We start from the raw sequence: 22,695 nt of genomic DNA, 5'->3' as shown, positions 1-22,695 counted from the left end.
TGACACGCTGAGCCGTATGCACATCCCCTTTCTGGACAACTGGCGCAAGCGGCACGGAGACGCCGACGGAGCCGCGCTGACCGACGCACTGTCCAGCGACCCGGAGAGCGCGGCGCAGCTTCTCTCCGAATGTGAGCTGCTGCGGGAGCAGGCGGGTACCGCCGGAGTCGAACTGGACGATTCCGTCGAGTCCTTGGCCGCTCTCGACCAGCTGCTCCCACGCTGGCGCGACGACCCCGAAGTCACCCCCTGGCTCGGCAGCGACGCGGGGCTCTACCTCGGCACCGTGATCGTGCGTACCGTGCCGGGCGCGCGGTGGCTGCGCTGGCCCGACGGCCAGCCGGTGGTGCGGCTGCCCTCGGGGCGGGACATGGATGTGCTGGAGGAGGGCGGCTCCTGGGCGGAGACCGGTTCACCGGAACTGTCCCAGGCGTACGCGGAGGCCAGCGAGGGCTGACCATGGGCGGAGACCGGCGACCACCGGGCGTGTGCGCGGCCGGCGGGCCGCCGGTCGCGCCGTGCCGGGGTCAGCCCGCGAAGGTGATGCCGTATTCGAGCCGCCAGCGGTCGGCCCGCACCACGATGTCGGAGGTCTCCACCGCGCGGCCGTCCTCGTCGTAGTGCGTCCGCTCGACCGCTGTGACGCACTGGCCGGGTGAGCAGCCCAGGGTCTCGGCCTCGGGCCCCGTTGCGGGGCGTGCGCCGACCAGTTCGACGGCGCGCACCACGCGGATCCCGATGGCGGCCAGCCGTCCTCTGACGCCCCGGCGCGCGTACGGGCCCCGTTCGGGGCACATCACGTCGGTGCCCTCGGTGATCTCCAGGGGCTCCCAACTGGTGGCGAGCTGCACGGGGCGGCGGTCGGCGAGGTACTCGTACTGCGTGCACATCACGGGGTCGTCCGGCTCGATGCCGAGCCGCACCGCGATCTTCTCCGGGGCCTGTGACGTCGTGGAGGTCGCCTCCCAGACGACGGCCGAGCCCGTCTCCTTGCCCATGCACGCGATACTCGCCGCGAAGGGTGAGTCGACGGCGCCCGTGGAGCGCAGCAGCGTGCCGACGGGCGCCCGGTCGGTCACGAACACACCCCGCCCGAACTGCCCTTCCGCGTACCCGCCCGACTTCAGTACCCGTACGGCACGGTCGACGGTCTGGTCGCTGGCTTCGTACGCGCGCTTCAGCTCCGAACGTGAGGGGATACGGGCGCCGACCGGCAGCGTCCCCTCGTCGATCTGCTGTCGCAGATCGTCGGCGATCCGCTGATAGACCGGCTTGCTCTCGTCCGCCTCACCCATCCCGGGCGTCCCCTCTCTCCGGAAGTCTCCGGACTCTCCCCATGCCCTTGAGGCCCAGCAGGCCCGAGGCCAGCAGCCTCTGATGTGGCGACAGGCTAGGTACCCAGGAGTCTCCTTCGTACCTAGGCCCAGATGGGCGCCACCTTCCCGTTGTATCCAACTACTGCGTGTCATCCCGGAAGTGACCCATTCGGCCCGATAGTTTCCCGTTTCTATGGAACCGCTGATCGAGCTGCGTGGCGTCAACAAGCACTACGGCACGCTGCATGTGCTCAGGGACATCAACCTGACCGTCGGGCGCGGAGAAGTGGTCGTCGTCATCGGCCCCTCGGGCTCCGGCAAGTCAACGCTGTGCCGCATCATCAACCGGTTGGAGACGGTCGAGTCAGGCACCATCACCCTGGCAGGGCGGAACCTTCCGGCGGAGGGCAAGGAACTGGCGCGGCTCCGTGCCGAAGTGGGCATGGTCTTCCAGGCGTTCAACCTGTTCGGCCACAAGACGGTGCTGGCCAATGTGATGCTCGCGCCGCTCAAGGTCCGCGGCCAGAAGAAGGACAAGGCGCAGGCGCGCGCCCTCGACCTCCTTGAGCGCGTCGGGCTCGCCGACCAGGCGGCGAAGTACCCCGCACAGCTCTCCGGCGGTCAGCAGCAGCGCGTCGCCATCGCGCGCGCCCTCGCCATGGACCCCGAGGCCCTCCTGTTCGACGAGCCCACCTCGGCCCTCGACCCGGAGATGATCAGCGAGGTGCTGGAGGTCATGCGGCAGCTCGCGCAGGAGGGCATGACCATGGTCGTCGTCACCCACGAGATGGGGTTCGCGCGCTCGGCAGCCAACCGCGTCGTCTTCATGGCCGAGGGACAGATCGTCGAGGACCGCACCCCCGAGGAGTTCTTCACGGCGCCCGAGAGCGACCGGGCCAAGGACTTCCTCTCCAAGATCCTCAAGCACTGAGAGGGGGTCGGTCATGCCTGAACTGCGTCATCGCACTCCCCGCCGAGCCGGTACACCGCCAACGGCCCGCGTCCGCGGCGCCCGTACGCGGGCCGTCGTCCGCGCCGCCGTCCTGCTGGCCGCGCTGGGGTCAGCGCTGGGTGCCACCGGGTGCGGCAAGGAGGGGAGTCCGCCCGCGCGAGGTCCTCAGCCGGGGAAGCTCCCGCGGTACACCGTCGACACCGGCTTCGCGCTCCCCGGATCGCCCACCTGGCAGCGCGCCAAGAAGCGCGGGCGGTTGACCATCGGCGTCAAGGAGGACCAGCCCGGCATGGGCGAGATGAACCCGGCGACCGGCGTCTACTCCGGATTCGATGTGGAGATCGCCAACATGGTCGCGGCCTCACTCGGCTTCGACCCGGACAAGGACGTCACGTACAAGGCCATCGCCTCGGCCAACCGCGAAACGGCCCTCCAGAACGGCCAGATCGACTACTACGTCGGCACCTACACCATCAACGACGGCCGCAAGAAGCTCGTCGGCTTCGCGGGCCCCTACTACATCGCGGGGCAGAAGCTGCTGGTGCGCGCCGACGAGGAGGGGCTCAGGGGGCCGCAGGACATGGCGGGCCGCAAGATCTGCTCGGCCGTCGGCTCGACCCCGCTCCAGCGCATCGAGGCCGACCACCCCGAGGCCGTCTCCGTCGCCTACGACAGCTACGCGATCTGCGTCGACAACCTTCTCAACAACCAGGTCGACGCCGTCACGACCGACGACACCATCCTGCTCGGCTACGCGGCCAAGGACCCCGAGAAGCTGCGCGTCGTCGGCAAGGCGTTCTCCGAGGAGCCCTACGGCATCGGCGTGCCCCGCGAGGACACCGAGCTGGCGCAGGCGCTCGACACGGCGATCACCGCACACGAGAAGAACGGTGACTGGAAGCGCGCCTACGACGTCACCCTCGGCCTCTCCGGAGTGCCCGCGCCGCCTCCTCCCCGTATCGACCGCTCCCTGACGAGCTGAGAGGAAGGAAGCGGACACCATGAACGTACTGACACAGAACTTCCAGCTCTACGGCGACGGTTTCCTCGGCACGCTCCGGCTCACCGTCTACTCCTCGCTGCTGGCCCTCGCGCTCGGCGTCGTCATGGCGGGCTTCCGTGTCGCACCCGTCGGGGCGCTGCGCGGGGTGGGCACGGCGTGGGTGGCCGTCCTGCGCAACACCCCGCTCACGCTGCTCTTCTTCGCGATGCTGCTGGGGCTGCCGCGCTTCGGAGTCGCCCTGCCCTTCGAGCTGTTCGCGGTCCTCGCGCTCGGCTGCTACACCTCCTCGTTCATCTGCGAGGCGGTCCGCTCCGGCATCAACACCGTGCCGCTCGGCCAGGGCGAGGCGGCCCGCAGCCTCGGCATGACCTTCGGGCAGACGCTCGGCACGGTGGTGCTGCCGCAGGCGTTCCGCACCGTCATCGCACCCGTCGGCTCCACGCTCATCGCGCTGTGCAAGAACTCCGCCATCGCGGGGTCCTTCAGCGTCACCGAGCTGCTGAGCACGTACAAGACACTGAATGAGAACGGCTACAGCGTCCTCTGGAGTTTCGTCTGGATCGCGCTGGGCTATCTGATCCTCACTCTCGCGATCAGCGCGCTCTTCCACTTCATGGAACGGCGCTGGGGAGCCGCCCGATGACCGCACGCCGCTCGCCCCAGGCCCGTTCCTCAGCACCTCCAGCGGCCTCGGCGCTCTACGACGTCCCGGGCCCCAGGACGCGGATCCGGCACTTCTGCTACGGCGTGCTCACGGTGCTCGCGCTCGCGGCGCTGCTGGGCTGGGTCGTCGATCTCCTCGTCGGCACAGGGCAGTTCTCCGCGGTCAAGTGGCGGCCCTTCAGCTATGTGGGCATCCAGGAACTGCTGTTGCGCGGTCTGGGCAACACGCTCAAGGCGTTCGCCATGGCCGCCGTGCTGGCCCTCGCGCTGGGCGCCGTCCTCGCCGCCGGGCGCCTGTCGGACCACAGGCCCGTCCGCTGGGTCAGCACGGTGCTGGTGGAGTTCTTCCGCGCCATGCCCGTACTGGTCATGATCTTCTTCATCTTCGTCGCGCTCCAGGTCCAGCCGCTTCCCGCGCTGGTCGCCGGACTCACCCTCTACAACGGTTCCGTGCTCGCCGAGGTCTTCCGCAGCGGGGTGCGGTCCGTCGACCGCGGTCAGCGCGAGGCGGCCTACGCGCTCGGGCTGCGCAAGACGCAGGTGATGACGCATGTGCTCGTCCCGCAGGCCGTACGGGCCATGCTGCCCACGATCATCAGCCAGTTGGTGGTCGCGCTCAAGGACACCTCGCTCGGATTCCTCATCACCTACGAGGAGTTCCTCCACGCCGGCCGTCTGATCGCGATCAACATGGACTACACGATGCCGTTCATCCCGATCGTCCTCGTGATCTCCGCGATCTACATCGGTCTGTGCATGCTGCTGTCCTGGTTCGCCACCTGGGTCTCCCGGCGTGAGCGCCGCAGCGTCAAGGCCGGCCGGAGCGGGGCCGTGCGGGTGGCCCCGGCCGAGGCGGGCTCCGCGATGCCGGGGGGCAGCGGCATCCGCTGAGCCTGCCCTTCCCTGTCCTGCCGCCTCCGCCCCTGCCGCCTCTGCCCGGCCCCTTGCCCTCTGCCTCCGCCCCTGCCCGGTCCCGCTGCGCAGGAATGGCGGGTCGGGACAGTGGGTGTTAGCTTGGCAAATGAGTGCTGATGTCACTTATGGGTATTCCGCGTAACGCGGTGTCTTCCACGTAACTTCGAGACAGCTCAGCGCCTCGACGCCCTCCCGCAAGAGAGGCGGTCCCGGCTGGTGGTCACGTACTCCGGTCACGCACGGATGCTCGGGGAACTCGTCGTCGCGGGGCAGCTGTCGACCTTCGACCAGCTGCCCCAGCTGCTCATGCGGCACATTCCGATGGCGGGCTGGTCGGAAGCGCGCATCTACATCTCCGACCTCCAGCAGAAGGTGCTGACACAGCTTCCTGACAGGGGTGACCCCGAACAGGACCCCGGGAGCGGTTCCGAGACGGTTCCGGAGGTCCTGTACGTGGACGGGACCGTCGGGGGGAGGGTCTTCCAGCTGGGCGAGATCATCGTGGTTCCCGGTGCGCTGCGTGACGAGTGGTGGGTGCCCCTCATCAGCGGTGGGGAACGGATCGGTGTACTGCGGCTCACGGGCCCTTCGGACGACAAGCGCCGGGGGACCACCGTCGAGGAGGAGCTGCGGCAGCTGGCGGGGCTCGTCTCCATGATGCTGCTGGGGAAGCGGCTGACGAGCGACGCGTACGGGAAGCTCGTGCGCCGCGCGAGGATGAACATCGCGGCGGAGATGGAGTGGCGGCAGATGCCCCCGCGCACCTCGGCCACCAACCGTGTCGTGGTCAGCTCCCTGATGGAGCCCGCGTACGAGGTGAGCGGCGACGCCTTCGACTACGCGTTCAGCGACTCCACGGTCCACCTGTGCGTCTTCGACGCCATGGGGCACGACACCGCTTCCGGGCTCGTCGCCAGCCTGGCCGTATCGACGTGCCGTGCGGCCCGGATGGACGGCGCCGACCTCCAGCGCACGGCGAGGGACATCGAGGAGGCGATCGTCGGACAGTACGGGGACAATACGTTCGTGACCGGCATCATCGCCGAACTCGACGCGAAGACCGGCACGTTGGAGTGGGTGAACCGTGGTCACCCGGCGCCCGTGATCATCCGGGACTCCCGCTATCCGGTCGAGTTGCGCAAGAAGCCCGACGTTCCGCTGGGCGTACGTTGCGACGAGCGCGAGCCGGTGCGTTCCGACCGTTTGCAGCCGGGGGACCGCCTCGTGCTCTACACCGACGGGATCACCGAGGCGAGGAGTCCGTCGGGTGAGCAGTTCGGACTGGAGAGGTTCACGGACTTCCTCGTGCGGCACAACGCCGACTTCCTGCCTGCGCCGGAAACCCTGCGGCGGCTGATCGCCCACCACCTCGACTACCACGGCGGCACTCTCAACGACGACGCGACGGCCCTGCTGCTCGAATGGCACGGCCCGACCCCGTACCCGCCCGGGCGGGCCGAATACGTGGTCGGGCTCCCCTGAGTTCTCTCACGTGGCTGAGTCCTCTCACGCGGCGCGGTGTGCGCCCCTCCGGGCCGAGGGTGTGGTGGCGGTCCTGGTGACGTCGGCGACCAGCTCCACCACATCGGGGCCGTACGCCTGGGAGTTGACGACCTTGAGGAGAAGGCAGAAGTTGCCGTTCTGGCCGTGCTTGCGTGCCAGCCGTACGTGGTTGCGGGCGAGGTAGCGCGAGGCGGCCTGGTTGGTGATGGAGCGCTGGCCGCAGATGAGGAAGACCGGACGGGCGTTCTCGTTCTGGCCGGCGGTGAGGCGCGCGAGAAGTACGTACTCGGCGGTGCCGTTCTCCAGCCGGTAGCGCTCACTTCCGATGGTGAACGCGCCCCGGTCCGGGCCCGGTTCGTGGTCGGCGTTGACCTGGACGCCCGGCAGCAGGGACTGGAGGTGTGCCGCCATCCGGCGGTTGGACACCGGCCCGCCCAGGCAGAACTCCGTGCGCTCCCCGAACCCCTGCTGTGCGGCGTCGTGCGAGACGACGTCCGCCTGCGCGCCGCAGTCCTTGATGAGCGCTGACAGTTCGAGCAGCGCGAACACGTCGTGGCGCGCCACGGCCCACTCGTTCGTCCCGGCGTCCCTGTTCACGACCAGCAGGCACTCCGCGTGCTCGGGCAGCCCGAAGAACCGCTGCTTGCGCTGGAGCTTGCGGCGCCACAGGTACGTACGCGCGAACCAGCCCGCCGTCGCCGTGATCCCGGCCACGAGCACGCCCATCACGATGTCCCGCAGGTTCTCATCCATGACGCGGCAGCGTAGGCCCAGCTCGGCCACGCCGTGCTGACGGGGTGAGCTGCTGCCCACCTTGTGGCGGTACTGACGTATGCGCGTCAAGCGCACTACGCTGTCGCGATCACCGCGCGAAGGAGGCTCCACATGTCCCCCTCACCCGATGTTCCCCGCCCGGACGCGACGCCGGCAGAAGACCGGAGCAGCGGGGCCGCGCGGCCCCGCCGGCGCGGGAAGCGGCGCGCTGTGGCCGTGACCACGGCGGTCGCCGTCCTCGCGACCCTCGGCGCCGCGGCGCCCCGGGGCGCACAGGACGGGGGCCAGGGGCAGGGCAGGGGCGGCGGGGGCCACCCGGTGAAGGAGCCCGTGGCCACCGGGTACGGCGGGGCCGTCGCCAGCGTGGACGCCGACGCGTCGGCCGCGGGGATCGAGGTGCTCAAGCGCGGCGGGAACGCCGCCGACGCGGCCGTGGCGACAGCGGCGGCGCTGGGCGTGACGGAGCCGTACTCGGCGGGTGTGGGCGGCGGCGGGTACTTCGTGTACTACGACGCGAAGAGCCGCAAGGTGCACACCATCGACGGCCGTGAGACGGCTCCGGCGAGCGCGGACAAGAATCTGCTGACGGAGGACGGCAAGGCGATCCCGTTCGCCGAGACGGTCACCAGCGGACTCGGCGTCGGCACCCCCGGCACCCCGGCGACCTGGGAGAAGGCGCTCTCGGACTACGGCAACAAATCGCTGGGCAAGGTGCTCGCGCCCGCGACGCGACTGGCACGGGACGGCTTCACCGTCGACCGTACGTTCCGGCAGCAGACGGCGGACAACGAGAAGCGCTTCCGCGACTTCCCCGCCACGGCCGACCTCTTCCTGCCGGACGGCGAGCTGCCCGAGGTCGGCTCGAAGCTGAAGAACCCCGATCTGGCGCGTACGTACGGGGAGTTGGCCCACAAGGGGACGAAGGCGCTCTACCAGGGCGAGCTGGGCCGCGACCTCGTCGACACCGTACGCGAGCCCCCCGTCGCGCCCGGCACCGAACGGAAGGTGCGGCCGGGCGACATGACGGCGAAGGACCTGCGCGGGTACACGACGCGGGCACAGAAGCCGACACGTACCGGCTACCGGGGCCTGGACATCTACGGCATGGCCCCGTCCTCCTCCGGCGGCACCAGCGTCGCCGAGGCGCTGAACATCCTGGAGCGCAGCGACCTGCGGGGTATGAGCGAGAAGGAGTATCTGCACCGGTACATCGAGGCGAGCCGTATCGCGTTCGCCGACCGGGGCCGCTGGGTGGGCGATCCGTCCCAGGAGTCCGTGCCGACCAGGGAACTGCTCTCGCAGCGGTTCGCCGACGCGCGCGAGTGCCTGATCGACGACTCCAAGGCCCTCACGTCCCCGCTGGCGCCCGGCGACCCGCGCGATCCCGCGGATTGCGAGAGCGGCGGCAAGGCGGCGCCGACGACGTACGAGGGCGAGAACACCACGCACCTGACGGCCTCCGACAAGTGGGGCAACGTCGTCGCCTACACGCTCACCCTGGAGCAGACCGGCGGCAGCGGCATCACGGTTCCGGGCCGCGGCTTCCTGCTCAACAACGAGCTGACCGACTTCTCGCCCGTGCCCGCCAGCCCCGGCGTGCACGACCCCAACCTGCCGGGCCCTGGCAAGCGCCCGCGCTCCTCGATCTCGCCGACGCTCGTACTGAAGGACGGCAAGCCCGTCGTCGCGCTGGGCTCGCCCGGCGGGGCGACGATCATCACGACCGTGCTCCAGACGCTCACCAACCACCTCGACCGCGGCATGCCCCTCGCGGACGCCCTCGCGGCTCCGCGCGCCAGCCAGCGCAACGCCGCGCAGACCGAGGCCGAGCCGGGGCTGATGGACAGCGCGACGCGGGCCCAACTGGAGAAGCTGGGCCACTCGTTCAAGAAGAGCACGGAGATCGGCGCTGCGACGGGCATCCAGCGGCTGCCCGGCGGGCGGTGGCGTGCCGTGGCCGAGCCCGAGCGGCGCGGCGGCGGCTCCGCGATGGTCGTACGGCCCGCGCGGGACTGAGCGGCGAGCAGCCGACGGGGGCCGCGCGCAGGCGCGGCTCCCAGCTGTGACAGTGCCTGGCCCCGGGGTGATCCAGGAGAACCAGGTGATCCAGGAGACCCAGGAGGTCCGGTGGTGAATCGGGTGTGATGACGGGGCTTGGCTGTCGGGATCGCGGGACGTGGTCACCTGAGTTACGGGACGCGGTCACCGGGATGACGGAAATTGGCTAGCGGGAGACCTGCCTGGACCGCAGAATCAGCGAAGAGGCAATGCCCAGTGCGCTGCCGACTCCGATTCCCAGACCGATACCGAGCCCGATGTTGTCGAATATCAGAATTCCGAGCACCGCGCCGATCACAAGCCCCACAGACATGCCGACAACAAGGCCGGCGCGGGTGTCCTTCTGCTGCGTCTGATTGTTGGTCATGTGATCATTGTGCAGGACATGGTTCGGCATTACCACCCTGCTGTACCGCACCCGGCGACGGCTTCCGAGTTGTCGCTTCCGTACGGGCCGCCATTGCACCGAGAAGCGCTTCCTCGCGCGGCAGAATCCCCAGCCTGTTGCACATCATGTGTGCGTGGTGGAAGACCAAGTGGCCCGCGCTGTACGGGTTCTGCTGCTCATGCGCCCTGGTGAGGCACAGCGTCAGCGTCTCCGTCCAGCCGCGCGTACGCGCCCGCACCACCGGGTCGGCGGCCAGCCGGGCTGCCGACTCCCCGACGCCGTGCGGGTCTTCGGCCGCGAGGTCGCGCAGCCGGTCGCGCAGGACACCGGCCCTGCTCCCCGCGTCCTGCGTCCACCACGCGAGATGCCGCTGCCAGAACACCTCGGCGCCTGTGCCCCAGGGGGCCAGCGCCGCCACCGCGGCCTCCAGCAGGAGCAGTGCGAGTGCGGCCCGGTCGGGATGGCGGGGGAAACCGAGCCCCCACAGTGCCAGCACGCTGGATTCCTGGAATACGGCCTCTGCCGTCTCCACGCCGTCCTGGCCGCCGTACTTGGAGTTCTCCGGTTCGTAGACGCCGACTTCAAATCCCGTATGCGTTCCACTGAAGGGGCGGAGTTCCAGAGGAACCAGCGATCCCCTTTCTGGGACCTTCGTCCGCTGTATTCCGCGCAATTGCGAGGATATTCGGCCACGTTGCCTGTGCAGGGCATCCAGCGGGGCGCGTGGCCCCTGCACCCGTACCCGTAGATGCGGTCCCTTCCAGTCGGTGTACTGGAGGAAGAACCATCGGTCGGCTCCGTTCGCGAGGGCCTCGTCCGCCAGTGCGGGCAGAACCGAAGTGGCGGCCAGGTCAAGGCGATTCAGGCCGCCCGGATACAGCCGTGCGTACCACCAGTCCCGGCCGTTGAGCGCGTCAGCCATGATCCCCTCCGGGACGCTCGTCGTTCCTCGCCACCGCAGGGGCCGCCGCTCTCTCCCAGCGCAGCAGCGAGACGTGCTCTGCGGCGCGGCGGTGCCCCTCGTGGTCGCGCAGCCAGTACCCGGAGCGGTCGGGGCACGCCTCGGAGAGGCGCACGGCGAGGGCGCGCGGGGCCTTCTTGACGTGGTTGACCGCAGCCCATATCGCATGCGGGCTCGCGAAGGAGAGCCACAGCGGCTTGGCGGCGGCGCCGGTGCTCCCGGGGTCGCCGGGCGGGTTCTCGACCGAGAGGAAGACCTCCTCCGGCATGCCGTGAGAGGTGCGCCAGCGGTGCACGCGCCGGAAGAACGCCGCGGCCTCCTCGCCCTTCTCGGGACGCGGCAGCAGCCCGGGTTCCAGTCGCCAGGTCTCGCGCCGCAGCACCAGGCGGCCGTGCGCGCTCCGGGGTGACCGGTCGACGGCGCCGGGGGTCGGGGGCGGCGCGACCTCCACGGGGTTGCGGGTGCAGCACATCCGGGACCCGTTGACCCACGGGTCGGCCAGACACAGCAGAAGCCTGGCAGGGCCGGGAACGAGGTGCTGGGGAACGACCCCCAGGTACACCGGTGCGACAACGCGGTCGGCCTCGTCGGCCAGGGTCAGGGTCAGGGTGTCGTCGGCGGGGTCGTGCCGGAGCGCGACCCGCGCCTCGGGGTCGTACGCCTCGTCGCTTCTGGCGGGCTCATTGGGCCAGCGCAGCGGGGGCAGCACTCCCTCGGCCGCCTCGTGCATGCCGTTGACATCGCCGGAGAGGGTCACCTCGCGGGGGGCCGCCTCGGGGAAGAGCCCGCCGATCCAGTCGCGGAGCTGCTCGGTGAGGTCGCCGGACGGTGCCGGGGTGTCGAGGAGCCGCCGGAAGCGTGCGAGCAGGCCGCCCACGCCCGAGTTGTACTGGTTCACAACGGTGCGGTGACGCCCTCGCGCGAGGTCGTCGGGGCCGCCGGCCGCGATCTGGTACAGCACGGCCGTGGTGGGCGGGGCGCTGCTCGCCGAGACGGGCAGCCAGGCGCGCTCCGTGGGGCTGCCGGACTCCTGGTGGTCACGCCGTAGGGCCTGGAAGAGCTTGCTGTCGAAGTCCGGCGCCGCCGCCAGTCGCCACAGGAAGGCGAAGGCGTCCCGGCACCGGCCGCCGGACCCGTACGCGGCGACGAACTCGTCCCGCATCCAGTCGTAGAGGTGCGACCTGAAGACGTACGGCCTGATGCGTTCGCCCAGCGCTGTCAGGTCCTCGCGGACGGCGGGCGCTGTCAGGTGCACGGGCACGTCGGAGAGCGTGTCCTCGTAGACGGTGTACGGCACCGCCGGCCTGGGCGCCTCCTCCGGCCCCCCGGCCACGCGGCGCGCCAGCCGTTCGACGGCCGCAGCGCGTGCGGGCCCGTCGAGTCCGGCCAGCTCGGCGGCGCCGTCGTCCAGCGTTCTGAGGCACCGCGCGGTGTGCAGCAGCGCCGGGTCAGCCAGGCGTTCCAGCCGTCGGGCGAGCGCCAGCAGCGGCCGTTCCTCGCCGGTCTCCCAGGGGAGTACGAGGCGCAGCCAGCCGGTGTCCAGCAGCCGTACGAACCCGCCGAACGGGTCGGCGCCGCCGATCCGTTCGAGGGTCGCGGCGATGGTCGCGCGCGGCCACGTCCCGATCTCCTCCACCAGTGCCCGGTGGCGCGAGGCGTCGGCGACCTCGTCGGTACGCCACGCCGCCTCGCCCGGCCCCCCGTACGAGGGGAGCAGCACCAGGAGGCGGCCCGCGACCTCGCGCGGCGACCTGTTGGGCTCCGTCTCGAAGAGCGTGGCGCACCGCTCGTCGCGGGCGAGCGTGTCCACCCAGTCGCGCACGTGCTGCTGCGCCACGGAGAGACGGCCGCCGCGCGCGAACTTCTGTTCCCTGGGCCGCTGTTCACCGGGCCCCTGCTCACCGGGCCGCTGTTCCCCGGGTATCTGCTCATCGGGCATCGGCCCTCCGGGCTGCCGGCTGTCGGCGCTGGGCCCGTCGGCCGTCTCTCCTTCCGCCGTCTCCGCTTCCGCAGCCTCTCCCTCGGCCGTCTCTCCCCCGGTCTTCTGCCCGTCGAGGGTCAGCTCCGTCAGGCGGGAGAAGGGGCTGGTCTTCACGGCGGCCCTGGAGACGTAGGCGAGGACGGAACGTGTCGCCTTGCCGTGCGGTTCAAGGGGTTTGGCCGTGAGGTGGCCCAGCAGATGGGGGCTGGCCAGCGCGACGCCCTGGCCGAGGCCGTGGTCGTTCAGTACGTCCCTGAGGCGTGCCGTGGCCCGCGCGGTCTCGGTGGCGTAGTGCGTTTCGGTCACGGTGCGGAGTGCCGCGAGCCGCCGTACTCCGTCCTGCCAGCGCGTGAGGAGGGCGCCCTCCTCGTCGCCCAGCCGCCAGGCCAGGGCGAGCACGGCGGAGTCCGGCACCTTGGCAGGCCGCTGGTTGTGCACGGCACGGCGTACGGCCAGCGCGGCGCGGCGCAGAGCGGGGTCGTCCTCCAGCCCGGGGACGGCCGCGTGCAGCGCGTCGGACAGGGGCTCGGCCCACTCGGCGAGCTGCCGCTCCAGGCCCGATTCGCCGAGCAGCGACTCCAGCGTGCCGGGCAGCCCGAGGTCGAGCGCCTCGACAGGGAGGTGGTTGACGCGGTGGACGACGACTTCGGAGAGCGTGGGACGTGCCGTCATCCGAAGAAGCCCCCCTCGATCATGTGCCACCACCACATCAGGACGAGGCCGACCAGCAGGACGCCGTAGACGGCGCACACCGCGCCGAAGACGCAGTAGCCGACGCGCTTGCCGCGGCTGGTCGCCAGCAGATGGCTGGGGAGCGGCGCCCTGGTCAGCAGGTGGACGAGGAAGGCGAAGGAGCGGCCACGGATGTTGACGGAGCCCACCGCCGACTCGATGGCGTGGTAACCGTCCGACGGCAGCAGGGGGTTGAGGTTGACGATCATGAGCAGCAGCTGGAACTGCAGCAGCGTGCCGGTGACCTGGTGCGCGGCGCCGTCGCTGTTGAGGTGGACCAGCGCGCTGACGCCCGCCCAGATGGCGTCGCTCATGGGCCCCGCGAGGGCGATGAGGACGCGGGGCGCGCGGCCCTGTACGCGGTAGGCGTCCGTCCGGTCCACGTAGGCGACCGGCATGACGTACAGCATGAGCGTGATCCCGGCCTCTCTCACCGGGACGCGGAGCATCTGGCACACCAGCGCGTGCGCGAGTTCGTGCACGGCGACCTGCGCGACCAGCAGCACGGCTGCCAGCGCCGACCACGCGGTGATGGACGAAACCCCCTGGGTGGCCAGGGTGTAGCCGGCGACGGTGACGCCACCGAGTGCCAGCAGGATCCACAGCGTCACGGAGACCGCAACGGGGACAGCGCCCACGACCTTGGCGACGGGCCCGAGCAGGACGTGGACCGAGCGGGTGAGCGCCATGCGCGGCATCTTCTGCCGCAGCGAGTACTTCATCACGCGCTCGCGGCGGTTCTGTTCCTGCGGCTCCAGGGTGAGCACCCCGGCCTGTCTGACCTCCGTGAGGAACCTGATGACAGAGGTCTCGACGCGCGCCGGGTCGGCCGACGAGGCGGCGCTGAGCCTGCGTACCACGTCCCTGGCCGTTGTGCCCTCGCCGAGCTGGCCCAGCACGACGGTTCCGGCCCGGGAGATCGCCACGTACTTGCCCGTCTCGGCGTCGAAGAGCAGCGGGCGGCCGTCGAGCCCGGTCGTCTGCTCGACCGACTCCTTGAGTGCGAGCGGCTCGGTCTCCAGCCAGGCGGTGTCCACGGGGTCCCGCTCCGGGGAGACCGCAGCACCGTGAGCGGGGGCACCGGTGGTTTCCGAGGGCGCCGCGGCGGTGGATCGCAAGGGTTCCTCCTGGAGAGATAATGCGGGGGCCGCTGCCCGGCCGGCGCACTGAGACTGCGCCGGCCGGACAGCGGGTTCAGACCGTGCGGCCGATCAGCCGGACGAGGAAGCGCTGCTGGCGGTGCCGACGCAGGCGGCCGGGCAGCTCGCCGAGGCGGCGGTGCCCCAGGAAGCGGCGGTACCGAGCAGCGCGCTGTCAGCGAGCGGCTCCACGGTCATGTCCTCGACGGACAGATCGATGGCCATGACGTCCTGGACGGTGTCCTGTGCAGTCACGATCGTTCTCCTTTCCTTCGGTTGCTTCTGTTGTCGGTTACTGCGGTGACCGCTGTCGCGGTCCGTCCTCAGTCACCGGTTGCTGGTGGAACAGCCGACCGGAACCCGGCGGAAGCCGGGATCAGCCGGACGAGGAGGCGCTGCCGCCGGTGGAGGCGGTCGACGACGGGCAGGTCGCGCTGCCGAACGTGCCGATCGAGCCCCAGGTGCCGAGCAGCGCGGAGTCGTCGAGGACTTCAGCGGTCAGTTCACCGGCGATGTCCTCGGCGAACAGATCGAGATTCGTGATCTCGCCCATGGATGGTCTCCTTGTACGGAGGGCTGAGTGAAGGTCTGAACGGTCAGCCGTTGGAGCTGGCGGTACCGCTGGTGGCGATGGTGGATCCGCCCAGGCTGCCGAAGGTGCCGATGGTGGAAACGGAAGCCAGCGAAGCGTCGGTCGGCAGTGCGTCGACGGTCAGCGAGGCGTCCTCGGCGAACAGGTCGAGGGAGTTCTCGTCATGCGTCATGGAATCGCCCGTCCTTTCTTGTGACGTAGGGGGTTGGAGGCGGCGACGGTGCCGCCGCCCGGCCGCACCCCAGGGACGGGGTGCGGAGTCTGGGGAGTTGCCGGCGTTCAGCCGTCGTCGGCCGCCCGCTCGGCGGGATGGCCGCACGAGAAGGCGAGCAACTGGGTGCTGCGGTAGCCGTCGACGGGCACGAGCGGCTTGAGCGACGAGGCGAGGAACCCGGCGAAGATGCTGCCCACGAGCCCCCGGTCGAGCGCCGTGAGCCAGGCGGCCTGCGACGCGGCGCCGGCGCGTGCGAGCAGCAGCCTGTGGCCGTGCTCGCCGTGCCTGGCCAGCGAGGCGGCCAGAGGACCGCAGGCCAGCACGGTCGCGGGCGCGTCGGCGAACTCCAGCTGGAGTACGAGGTCGGCCGCCGCATCGCCCTGTGGGAGGTCGGCGAGGCGGACGAACTCGGCGCTCGCCTCGGCGTACAGGTAGATGCCGGTGGGCAGCCCGGTGACGTGCCGCGCGGCGACGAGGAAGTCCAGCCCGGCGCCCGCCTCGTGCTCGGGCCACGCGGCGCGGTCGAAGTCGGCCGCGGCGCGCACGACGGCGGCGAGCAGTTCGACGGGAACAGGGTCGGGTGCGTAGGTGCGGGTCGAGGCCCGCCGCCGCAGCACCTCCGCCATGGGCCGCTCGCTCGGCGGTGCGGCGAAGGCGGTGATCCGGTCGGGGGACGGCGACCCGTCGGGGGACGGCAATCCGTCGGGGGACGGCAATCCGTCGGGGGACGGCGGCTCGTCCTCGGCGGAGGGTGTGGCGGTGGCGGTGCCGGTAGCGATGGCTCCGAGGGTGCCTGCCGTGCCGGTGTCGGCTGTGGCCTCACGCAGCGGGCTGCGGAGCCGGGTCGGTACGGGGGCAGGCGCGGTACGGAGGTCGTCCTCGGACAGCCGGGCGCGGAGCTGGAGTTGGCGCAGTACGTCGTTGGCGTCCAGGAGCGCGGGCAGCGGATGCGTCAGGGGCATGGTGGCGTTCATCTCCGGGAGGGGCGGAGTTCGAGCACTCCGGTCACGGGCTCGGTGTCCAGATCGAGGTCGAAGGTCCTGGCGAGGCGCTGGTCGTCCCAGCGGCTGAGGGGGCGGGCCGAGAGGCCCAGCGCCCGCGCGGTCATGGACGCCTGCGCGAGGGCGGCCCCCGCGTCGAGATGCACGATGCGCCAGGCGAACGTGGCGTACTTCGAGGCCACCCGGGCCAGCGAACCGGTGAGGACCAGCGTGGCCGCCGGGACTTCGGGCCCGGCTCCGCTTTCCGCTCCCTGTCCGCTTCCGGTCTCCGCTCCCGGTGCGGGCCCGTACGGAGCCGGCGGCACGGTATCGGGCAGCCGGGCCAGCCTGTGCGCTGCGGAGTCGTACCCCCACGTACCTGCGGGGACGCCCGCGACATCGGAGACGACGACGTGCAGGGTCACCGAGCCGAGGTTGCCGCCGGTCGGCGCCCAGCGCGGAACGTGGTTGGCACCGGCGGCCTCCTCCTTGCGCCCCGCCGTGACCAGCAGGACCGAGGCGAGTTCGGCCAGGCCCAACCGGTCGGTGAACGGCGGCCTTTCCGTCTCCAGCGGGGCCGAAGGGAGGACATCCGTACGGGGCAGGTCCAGGGTGCGGGCGCTCGGCCAGCGCTTGCTCTCGCGCTGGAGCGCGATGTTGCCCGGCTTGTAGTGGACCTGGTGGTCGCGCGGGTTGAGCAGCTTGCGGGGCGGGAAGCCGACCGAGGACTCGAAGGCGAGCGCGAGCGGCACGTCACCCGCCGTCTTCGCCGACGCCTCGTCCGTGACGTCCGGGACCGGCGCCATGACGAAGATCTCCTGCTCCCAGGCGTCCAGTTCGGTCCTGACCATGCCGCGCAGCACCACCGAGGAGCCGATACGGCCTACGGTCGCGGCGACCTGGTCCGTGATCAGGGCTACGGCCATCGTGCGGTGGGTCTCGGGGGCTTCGGCGCCGCGCACGTCGGCGGCGGGCGCGTTGGCGCCGGGCACGTCGGTGCCAGTGGCGGTCTCTTGTCCGGCGCCCGGTTCAGGTCGGGCGCCCGGCTCAGGCTCGTTGCCCGTCTCCGGTCCGTTGCCGGCCCCCAGCCCGTCGCCCGTCTCCGGGCCGACTCCGCTCCCGGGTCCCGCGGCGGCGCGCTGGTGCAGGACCTCGGCGTAGGTGACGGTGAACTCCGGGTCGATGTACGGACCGAGGTCGAGCGTGGTGCCGTGCAGCCAGCCGGGCAGCAGGGGTACGCCGTTGACGGCGCACCACTCGGCCGCCGTCAGCCCGTCGTCGCGGCCGTCTTCGCCGACCACGACGACGAGGTCGGCGCCGGAGCTGGGCACGGGCCCCTCCTCCCGCGTGACATGGGCGAAGCCCGTGGCGACAAGTCCCGCCTGAAGGCGCTTGCCCAGGTCCCCGTCCGCGATCACGGAAACCCGCGCGGTGGCCAGGCGCTCTTCGACCTGCGCGGCGGACCGGTTGACCCGGGTGGAGTCCAGGCTGCGGGACCAGAAGACGCTGGACGCGCTCTCCCCGCCGGGCGCCGGGCCGCTCGCGGTCTGGCCGTTCACCGTCGGTCCGTTCACCGTCGGTCCGTCCACCGCCGACTCGCGGTCCGTCGGCCCCTCGGCCGACTGCCCGTCCGTCAACTGCCCGTTCCCCGCAGGGGTTTTCGCGCCGGAGACCTCGCCGTCCTCCAGGAGGCCGCAGGTGTAGAGGAGGGCGACGACCTGTTCGACATGCGGTACGGGTACACCCGCCTCTGCCGCGGTCTCCTCGACGTTCCTGGTGCCGTCCAGGAGGGGCAGCAGTGTGGGTACGAGTTCGCGGGTGGCGGCGCCGCGCAGCACCTGCCTGCTGGGGCCGCCCTCGATCAGTACGCCGTCCGAGAAGGGCACCACGACCATGCCCCGGCACAGCGAGGGGCGGACGGGAGCGGTGAACTGGGGGTCCTGGGACACCGCGCGGCGCATGTCGGCCGCGGCGATCAGCTTGCTGTCTGCCATGCCACTACCTCTGCTCGGCGGGAACGGACGGGGCGGCCCCTCGGCCGCCGGGGACGGGGGCGGCGGGGGCGACGGGAGCTGAGGCGGGCGCGGAAGGGGACGCGGGAGCGGGCGCCGCACCCGCCAGCAGCGGCGTCAGCTCCCTGGCGAGGGGTTCCCAACTCGCCGTCGCGGCGTCCGGTGAGGAGCGGCGGCAGCGGTCGCATCCGTGCACACCGACCACGCGTGCGCTGCTCATGCGGTGCTCCAGCACGTTCCAGTGCCGTACGTTCCCTGCCGTGTCCGCGCTCTCGCCGCGCTCGATGCGGTGCAGCACGTCGCTCGCGGCGGCGGCGGCCATGTCCACGTGGTGGGGCAGGAATCCGGCGACGCCCGCCTCGGGGTGCGCGTCGTAGTGGGTGTGCAGCAGCGTGCTGCGGGTGCTCGGCGGCTCGTGCTGTGCGCGCCTCCTGCGGAAGCAGCGGTAGCAGGCGCCTTCACCGGGGACGACCACCGGGCCGACGCGCAGCCGGGGGTGCTCGTTGACGACGGGGAACCAGGGCGTGCGCCAGTCGGCCGACCGGGCGTCGAGCGTCTCCATCAGCCGGGGTGTCTCGCGCCATGACGCCAGTACGCGGATGCGCGCCGGCGGCCAGCCGGAGGAGTCGAGCAGCGCGGTGCCCCTGGCGGCCCTGTCGTGGGAGACCACGGTGCCGGGGTGCGCACGGCCGAGACACCGCGCCACCTCGGCGCCGAAGTCGCCCACCGCGAGTACGTGCACCGTGGTCATGGGTTCGCCTTCCGAGTTCGGTTTCCGTTCGAGGCCAACGCCTCGTGCACAGGGCTCTGTTCGCGTACGGGGCCGGGTGCGGATACGCGGCCGTGCTCCTCCGGTGCGGTGCACGGGCCCCGTACAGCGTTCCGAGCCCGTACAGCGTTCTGATCGCTCGCAGCGTCCCGGCGCCTCATGCGAACGGCTGGGGGAGAGGGTTGATCTGGTCCTCGGGCAGGACCGGGTGGCCCATGCGGGCCGGTGCCTCGTACAGCCTCGGGTGTGCCAGGTACCTGGCCCGGTAGGCGAAGGAGAGCGGCATCAGTTCGGGGATGACGACCCGTACGACACGGAAGCCGACATCGCGGGCCTCGTCAGTCGTGCACTCGACGGCGACCACGTTGCAGCCGGCCTGTTCCAGCCGTGCGACGAGCAGCGCGAGGTCCTGTCCGCTGTCGCCCGTGGTGAGCGTCGGCATCGCGCTGAAGGGTTGTAGCGCGTCGTGCCCGAGCAGGAAGTCGTAGGCGTCCCTGCGGCCGGGGTGCCCCATGTAGGAGGCGCCGTGGAAGACGTGCAGGAACTCGTCGACGGTCTCCGGGATGTCGCGCGGTACCTGCATCGCGATACGGGAGGAGGCGGACTCCCGCACGATCTTGGCGATCGAGTCGGCGGGGTCCAGGCTCGTGTTGCACATCACCATCTGGCCCAGCACCTCGTTGTGGGGCGTCAGATCGACCGAGTACACGGTGGGGATGCCGAGGTCCGTGGTCGCGTCGAAGAAGACGGTCTCCACGAGGCTGTCCCTGGACTTGGCCAGGAAGGGCGCCAGGTTCTCCGGGACGGCGTCGAACTCGATACGGGGGAGGGCCAGGCGCTGGTACCAGGTGAGGGCGATGGCGTCGCGCTCCACCACCTCGCAGACCGCGTTCACCAGGGCCTGCGCGAGGTCGGTATGCGTGGCGCAGCCCGTCGAGATGGGGTTCGCGTAGCGCTCGCCCCGTGACTGGGGCGGTATGTGCATCCACACGCCGACGGCGGGCACCCACTGTGCCCTGCGCCGGGTGAGGGACCAGCCGCGTACCCAGCGCATCGGCGCCGTGGTGTCGACATCGGAGGTGAGCGCCTTGGGGTGGGCCAGTTCGGCGGCCGAGCAGCGGGGCAGCGTGGTGATGTCCAGTGCCTCGTCGCCGAGTTCCTCGGCCGTCGCCCAGATGACGCCCTCGGGCTGGACGACGGAGGTCGCGTAGCGCTCCAATGCCTCGGCGACGCTGAGGCGGGCCGCACGCTCGGGGTCGACGGCGCCACCGGCACCGTCCATCTCGCCCCGCGCGCTACGGCCGCGGGTGGACTCGGCGACGTTGTCCGCGACTTCGCCGAGTTCGCCGAGCGAGGCGGAGTAGATGGGGAAGCGGGGGTCTCCCGGCTGGTTGGGGAGCCGGTGCGTGCGCTCCACCAGTCCGTAGGGGCCGACGAGGGCGTCCAGGTCCGTGAGCCGGCCGAGCCCGGCCTGCAGTGCGGCTGACTTCATCTGTCTTCTCCCTGGTCCCATCGGAACAGCCGGGCGGCGAGGCCGCCGAACACGACGGCGCCGGCGAGGACGATCGACCAGTCGGTGAGGAGTGTGTGGGTGGAGGCGGCCTCGTTGAGGTCGTGGTTGAGCGCGTCCACGAGGTAGGTCGTGGGGAGTACGGCGCTGATGTCCCCGACCACGGAGGGCAGCAGGTCGAGCGGCAGGAACAGGCCGCTGGTGAAGAGCACGACCGGCATCAGCAGGCCCAGCAGCCCGTTCACGACTTCCGCGTTGCGCATCCGTGCCGCGATCAAGTAGCCGAAGGCGAACAGCATGACGGCGCCGAGGAATCCGGACACCAGCAGGCGCAGGGTCCCGGCCAGTGGCAGAAAGCCCATGGCGACGGCGACGGTGCCGAGCACGAGGAGCTGGACGGCGACCAGCGCGAGCCTGACGGGCGCCTGGGCGAGCACGAACGTCATGCGGTTGAGCGGTGTGGTGCCGAGCAGCCGCAGTGTGCCGCGCGTTCGCAGGGCGATCAGCGGGGTGGCCGTACCGAAGAAGGCGACGGACATCAGCGCCATCAGCAGCCCGGTGGGCAGCGCCGCCTTGAGCGGGTCGAAGGGTGCTCCGCCGTCGGGGGTGAGGAACCGTACGTGGTCCTCGTCGATGCCGCTGCTGGAGAGCGCCGAGCGGATGTCCTTGAGCGCGCCGAACTTGCCCGGGTCCACGACCACGGTGGCCTTGTCGCCCGCCGGGCTGACGATCGCGTCGTAGCCGGCCAGATCGCCCGGCTTCGGCGGTGTGCTCTCCGGCCACGCCTCGGTCTGGAACCCGTCGGGCTTCTTGAGGTTCTCCAGGACCGCCGGGCTCCCGGCCGAGCCGGTCACGGCGACGTGATAGGTGCCGCCGGCCGCGAGGGTGCCGAGGGCGAGGAACATCGCGAGGAAGAGCAGCGGGAAGACCAGTGCGAAGAACGCCGTCTTCCCGTCGCGGAACAGCTCGCGCGAGTTCGTCCGCACCATCTGCCGGAAGGCCGGGCTGGCCCCCCTCGTCCTGGTCCTCGTCCTCGTGTCGGCGCTCATGAACGGCCGCCCTTCTGCTGTGCGGCGGTCCCGTCCCGCTGTGCGCTGTCGCCCGCGAGGCTGCGGAACACGTCCCCGAGCCCGCCCTTGTCGATGTCCAGGTCGGCGGCGACGAGGCTTTCGTCACCTGCGATACGTTTCAGGGTCTGGTCGCCGACAGCGGTACGCACCCGTACGCGGACGCTTTCGCCGGCCACCTCGGTGGAGTCCACGGCGGTGACGCCGGGGAAGGACGCGACCGCGCTCAGGTCCGTCTCCCTGGGGGCCGTGAAGGTCACGGTGCTGAGGGCCGCGAGTTCGGAGACCAGCCGGCCGGGCGTGTCACAGGCGGCGATCCGACCCTCCACGAGGACGGCGACCCGGTCGCACAGCTCGGCGGCCTCGTGCATGTCGTGCGTGCTCAACAGCACGGTGCCGCCCGATGCGCGCTGCTGCCGTACGACGTCCCACAGGTGTTCCTTGGCCTGCGGGTCGAGCCCGGCCGCGGGTTCGTCCAGCAGGAGCACCCGGGGTCTGCCGACGACGGTGACGGCGAGCAGCAGCCGCCGGGACTGGCCGCCGGAGAGCACCTTGACGCGCTGGTGCGCCTCCTCCAGCAGCCCGACGCGGGCGAGTACGTCGTCGATGTCGTCCGGCTCGGGGTAGAAGGAGGCCCACAGCTCGACCGTCTCGCGTACGGACAACTGCGGGAAGAGGGTGGCTTCCTGGGGCTGCACCGCGACCATGCTGCGCAGTGCCGAGCGGGGGGTCGCCGGGTCCTCGCCGAGTACCCTGACGGTTCCCGATGTCGGCTTGCGCAGTCCCGTGAGGCATTCCAGCAGCGTGGTCTTGCCCGCGCCGTTCGGCCCGAGCAGGCCGAAGACCTCGCCCTGGGAGACGGTGAACGCGACCTCGTCGAGGGCCCAGCGGGTGCCGTACTGCTTCGAGAGGTCATGAACGACCGCTACGTCGTCTGTGCGTTCCATTCCCTCTCCACTCATGGATGTTCCCCCTCGGTGCCGCGGATGGTTCTCGGCACCGGGTGTGCGGAGCCTCGCTGTACGGGTCCGGGCTGTAGCTGTATGTGTCCCGGGCTGTGGGCTCCGGGACGAATGACTCCGGGATGTGTCGCGTCCTCTGCGGTCGGCAGCCGTGGCGGTTCTGGCCGGAGTCGCAGGTGGGACAGGTGTGGGAAACGTCCGTGC

Annotated in this window: 22 protein-coding genes; 7 read left to right on the top strand and 15 right to left on the bottom strand. The window is 71.1% G+C overall.

All coding sequences use genetic code 11. From position 1 onward, the window contains the following. The first annotated feature begins 16 nt into the window (after positions 1-16). Positions 17-457, top strand: coding sequence for a DUF6278 family protein (locus NMN56_RS12750; RefSeq protein ID WP_274040162.1), 441 nt, complete (start codon positions 17-19; stop codon positions 455-457). 70 nt (positions 458-527) lie between these two features. Here NMN56_RS12750 and NMN56_RS12745 read toward each other — a convergent pair whose 3' ends face one another. After that, complete coding sequence (locus NMN56_RS12745; RefSeq protein ID WP_274040161.1) at positions 528-1,295, bottom strand: GntR family transcriptional regulator; 768 nt, start codon at positions 1,293-1,295, stop codon at positions 528-530. Between the two features lie 214 nt (positions 1,296-1,509). On the opposite strand from NMN56_RS12745, the gene NMN56_RS12740 reads away from it, so the two are divergent. From NMN56_RS12740 to NMN56_RS12720, 5 genes are all read left to right on the top strand, one after another. After that, positions 1,510-2,247: an amino acid ABC transporter ATP-binding protein gene (locus NMN56_RS12740; RefSeq protein ID WP_274040160.1), complete on the top strand. Its 738-nt coding sequence runs from the start codon at positions 1,510-1,512 to the stop codon at positions 2,245-2,247. Between the two features lie 13 nt (positions 2,248-2,260). After that, a complete protein-coding gene (locus NMN56_RS12735; RefSeq protein WP_274040159.1) occupies positions 2,261-3,250 on the top strand; it encodes a glutamate ABC transporter substrate-binding protein in 990 nt (329 codons plus the stop codon). 19 nt (positions 3,251-3,269) lie between these two features. Next, complete coding sequence (locus NMN56_RS12730) at positions 3,270-3,914, top strand: amino acid ABC transporter permease (protein WP_274040158.1); 645 nt, start codon at positions 3,270-3,272, stop codon at positions 3,912-3,914. Further along, positions 3,911-4,825, top strand: coding sequence for an amino acid ABC transporter permease (locus NMN56_RS12725; protein ID WP_274040157.1), 915 nt, complete (start codon positions 3,911-3,913; stop codon positions 4,823-4,825). Before NMN56_RS12730 ends, NMN56_RS12725 begins: the two co-directional genes overlap by 4 nt. Before the next feature lie 240 nt (positions 4,826-5,065). After that, positions 5,066-6,331, top strand: coding sequence for a PP2C family protein-serine/threonine phosphatase (locus NMN56_RS12720; RefSeq protein ID WP_274040156.1), 1,266 nt, complete (start codon positions 5,066-5,068; stop codon positions 6,329-6,331). A gap of 24 nt (positions 6,332-6,355) precedes the next feature. On the opposite strand, the gene NMN56_RS12715 is transcribed toward NMN56_RS12720, so the two are convergent. Further along, positions 6,356-7,105 carry a hypothetical protein gene (locus NMN56_RS12715; RefSeq protein ID WP_274040527.1) on the bottom strand — a complete coding sequence of 250 codons (750 nt, stop codon included), beginning with the start codon at positions 7,103-7,105 and terminating at the stop codon, positions 6,356-6,358. Positions 7,106-7,237: 132 nt separating this feature from the next. Between NMN56_RS12715 and ggt the strand changes: the two genes are divergently transcribed. After that, entirely contained in the window at positions 7,238-9,142 is a 1,905-nt protein-coding gene (gene ggt, locus NMN56_RS12710) for a gamma-glutamyltransferase (RefSeq protein WP_274040155.1), read from the top strand. A gap of 208 nt (positions 9,143-9,350) precedes the next feature. Here ggt and NMN56_RS12705 read toward each other — a convergent pair whose 3' ends face one another. The 13 genes from NMN56_RS12705 to NMN56_RS12645 form a co-directional block, all read right to left on the bottom strand. Beyond that, a complete protein-coding gene (locus tag NMN56_RS12705; RefSeq protein WP_274040154.1) occupies positions 9,351-9,551 on the bottom strand; it encodes a glycine zipper domain-containing protein in 201 nt (66 codons plus the stop codon). 4 nt (positions 9,552-9,555) lie between these two features. Beyond that, complete coding sequence (locus NMN56_RS12700) at positions 9,556-10,494, bottom strand: lantibiotic dehydratase C-terminal domain-containing protein (RefSeq protein WP_274040153.1); 939 nt, start codon at positions 10,492-10,494, stop codon at positions 9,556-9,558. Further along, complete coding sequence (locus tag NMN56_RS12695; protein WP_274040152.1) at positions 10,487-13,186, bottom strand: hypothetical protein; 2,700 nt, start codon at positions 13,184-13,186, stop codon at positions 10,487-10,489. Before NMN56_RS12695 ends, NMN56_RS12700 begins: the two co-directional genes overlap by 8 nt. After that, a complete protein-coding gene (locus NMN56_RS12690) occupies positions 13,183-14,364 on the bottom strand; it encodes a metalloprotease (RefSeq protein ID WP_274040151.1) in 1,182 nt (393 codons plus the stop codon). Before NMN56_RS12690 ends, NMN56_RS12695 begins: the two co-directional genes overlap by 4 nt. A 93-nt stretch (positions 14,365-14,457) precedes the next feature. Further along, the gene (locus NMN56_RS12685) at positions 14,458-14,640 is read right to left on the bottom strand and encodes a thiocillin family RiPP (protein ID WP_274040150.1); all 183 of its coding nucleotides are present in this window, start codon (positions 14,638-14,640) and stop codon (positions 14,458-14,460) included. A 121-nt stretch (positions 14,641-14,761) separates the two neighbouring features. Next, positions 14,762-14,938, bottom strand: coding sequence for a thiocillin family RiPP (locus NMN56_RS12680; protein ID WP_274040149.1), 177 nt, complete (start codon positions 14,936-14,938; stop codon positions 14,762-14,764). 43 nt (positions 14,939-14,981) lie between these two features. Continuing rightward, positions 14,982-15,149: a thiocillin family RiPP gene (locus NMN56_RS12675; RefSeq protein WP_274040148.1), complete on the bottom strand. Its 168-nt coding sequence runs from the start codon at positions 15,147-15,149 to the stop codon at positions 14,982-14,984. 107 nt (positions 15,150-15,256) lie between these two features. Next, positions 15,257-16,165 (bottom strand): nitroreductase family protein, encoded by a 909-nt coding sequence (locus tag NMN56_RS12670; RefSeq protein WP_274040147.1) that lies wholly within the window; start codon positions 16,163-16,165, stop codon positions 15,257-15,259. Continuing rightward, positions 16,162-18,165 (bottom strand): nitroreductase family protein, encoded by a 2,004-nt coding sequence (locus NMN56_RS12665; protein ID WP_274040146.1) that lies wholly within the window; start codon positions 18,163-18,165, stop codon positions 16,162-16,164. The genes NMN56_RS12670 and NMN56_RS12665 overlap by 4 nt, the downstream gene beginning before the upstream one ends. 4 nt (positions 18,166-18,169) lie before the next feature. Then, on the bottom strand, positions 18,170-18,934 hold the full coding sequence (locus NMN56_RS12660) for a TOMM precursor leader peptide-binding protein (protein ID WP_274040145.1): 765 nt from the start codon (positions 18,932-18,934) through the stop codon (positions 18,170-18,172). A gap of 175 nt (positions 18,935-19,109) precedes the next feature. Continuing rightward, positions 19,110-20,444, bottom strand: a complete 1,335-nt coding sequence (locus NMN56_RS12655) for a YcaO-like family protein (RefSeq protein ID WP_274040144.1) — start codon at positions 20,442-20,444, stop codon at positions 19,110-19,112. Then, positions 20,441-21,511 (bottom strand): ABC transporter permease, encoded by a 1,071-nt coding sequence (locus NMN56_RS12650; protein WP_274040143.1) that lies wholly within the window; start codon positions 21,509-21,511, stop codon positions 20,441-20,443. The genes NMN56_RS12655 and NMN56_RS12650 overlap by 4 nt, the downstream gene beginning before the upstream one ends. Further along, a complete protein-coding gene (locus NMN56_RS12645) occupies positions 21,508-22,476 on the bottom strand; it encodes an ABC transporter ATP-binding protein (RefSeq protein ID WP_274040142.1) in 969 nt (322 codons plus the stop codon). Before NMN56_RS12645 ends, NMN56_RS12650 begins: the two co-directional genes overlap by 4 nt. Positions 22,477-22,695: the final 219 nt, after the last annotated feature.

The sequence above is a fragment of the Streptomyces iconiensis genome (assembly GCF_028657195.3).
Taxonomy (GTDB): domain Bacteria; phylum Actinomycetota; class Actinomycetes; order Streptomycetales; family Streptomycetaceae; genus Streptomyces; species Streptomyces iconiensis.
The sequence above is the reverse complement of the archived record's forward strand: the minus strand, read 5'-3'. Positions and strand labels throughout refer to the sequence as shown.

Excerpts from the sequence above, each read along its gene's own strand:
- NMN56_RS12750 (WP_274040162.1), top strand. The coding sequence starts at position 17 with ATGCACATCCCCTTTCTGGACAACTGGCGCAAGCGGCACGGAGACGCC.
- NMN56_RS12745 (WP_274040161.1), bottom strand. The coding sequence starts at position 1,295 with ATGGGTGAGGCGGACGAGAGCAAGCCGGTCTATCAGCGGATCGCCGAC.
- NMN56_RS12740 (WP_274040160.1), top strand. The coding sequence starts at position 1,510 with ATGGAACCGCTGATCGAGCTGCGTGGCGTCAACAAGCACTACGGCACG.
- NMN56_RS12735 (WP_274040159.1), top strand. The coding sequence starts at position 2,261 with ATGCCTGAACTGCGTCATCGCACTCCCCGCCGAGCCGGTACACCGCCA.
- NMN56_RS12730 (WP_274040158.1), top strand. The coding sequence starts at position 3,270 with ATGAACGTACTGACACAGAACTTCCAGCTCTACGGCGACGGTTTCCTC.
- NMN56_RS12725 (WP_274040157.1), top strand. The coding sequence starts at position 3,911 with ATGACCGCACGCCGCTCGCCCCAGGCCCGTTCCTCAGCACCTCCAGCG.
- NMN56_RS12715 (WP_274040527.1), bottom strand. The coding sequence starts at position 7,105 with ATGGATGAGAACCTGCGGGACATCGTGATGGGCGTGCTCGTGGCCGGG.
- ggt (WP_274040155.1), top strand. The coding sequence starts at position 7,238 with ATGTCCCCCTCACCCGATGTTCCCCGCCCGGACGCGACGCCGGCAGAA.
- NMN56_RS12705 (WP_274040154.1), bottom strand. The coding sequence starts at position 9,551 with ATGACCAACAATCAGACGCAGCAGAAGGACACCCGCGCCGGCCTTGTT.
- NMN56_RS12700 (WP_274040153.1), bottom strand. The coding sequence starts at position 10,494 with ATGGCTGACGCGCTCAACGGCCGGGACTGGTGGTACGCACGGCTGTAT.
- NMN56_RS12695 (WP_274040152.1), bottom strand. The coding sequence starts at position 13,186 with ATGACGGCACGTCCCACGCTCTCCGAAGTCGTCGTCCACCGCGTCAAC.
- NMN56_RS12680 (WP_274040149.1), bottom strand. The coding sequence starts at position 14,938 with ATGGGCGAGATCACGAATCTCGATCTGTTCGCCGAGGACATCGCCGGT.
- NMN56_RS12675 (WP_274040148.1), bottom strand. The coding sequence starts at position 15,149 with ATGACGCATGACGAGAACTCCCTCGACCTGTTCGCCGAGGACGCCTCG.
- NMN56_RS12670 (WP_274040147.1), bottom strand. The coding sequence starts at position 16,165 with ATGAACGCCACCATGCCCCTGACGCATCCGCTGCCCGCGCTCCTGGAC.
- NMN56_RS12665 (WP_274040146.1), bottom strand. The coding sequence starts at position 18,165 with ATGGCAGACAGCAAGCTGATCGCCGCGGCCGACATGCGCCGCGCGGTG.
- NMN56_RS12660 (WP_274040145.1), bottom strand. The coding sequence starts at position 18,934 with ATGACCACGGTGCACGTACTCGCGGTGGGCGACTTCGGCGCCGAGGTG.
- NMN56_RS12655 (WP_274040144.1), bottom strand. The coding sequence starts at position 20,444 with ATGAAGTCAGCCGCACTGCAGGCCGGGCTCGGCCGGCTCACGGACCTG.
- NMN56_RS12650 (WP_274040143.1), bottom strand. The coding sequence starts at position 21,511 with ATGAGCGCCGACACGAGGACGAGGACCAGGACGAGGGGGGCCAGCCCG.
- NMN56_RS12645 (WP_274040142.1), bottom strand. The coding sequence starts at position 22,476 with ATGGAACGCACAGACGACGTAGCGGTCGTTCATGACCTCTCGAAGCAG.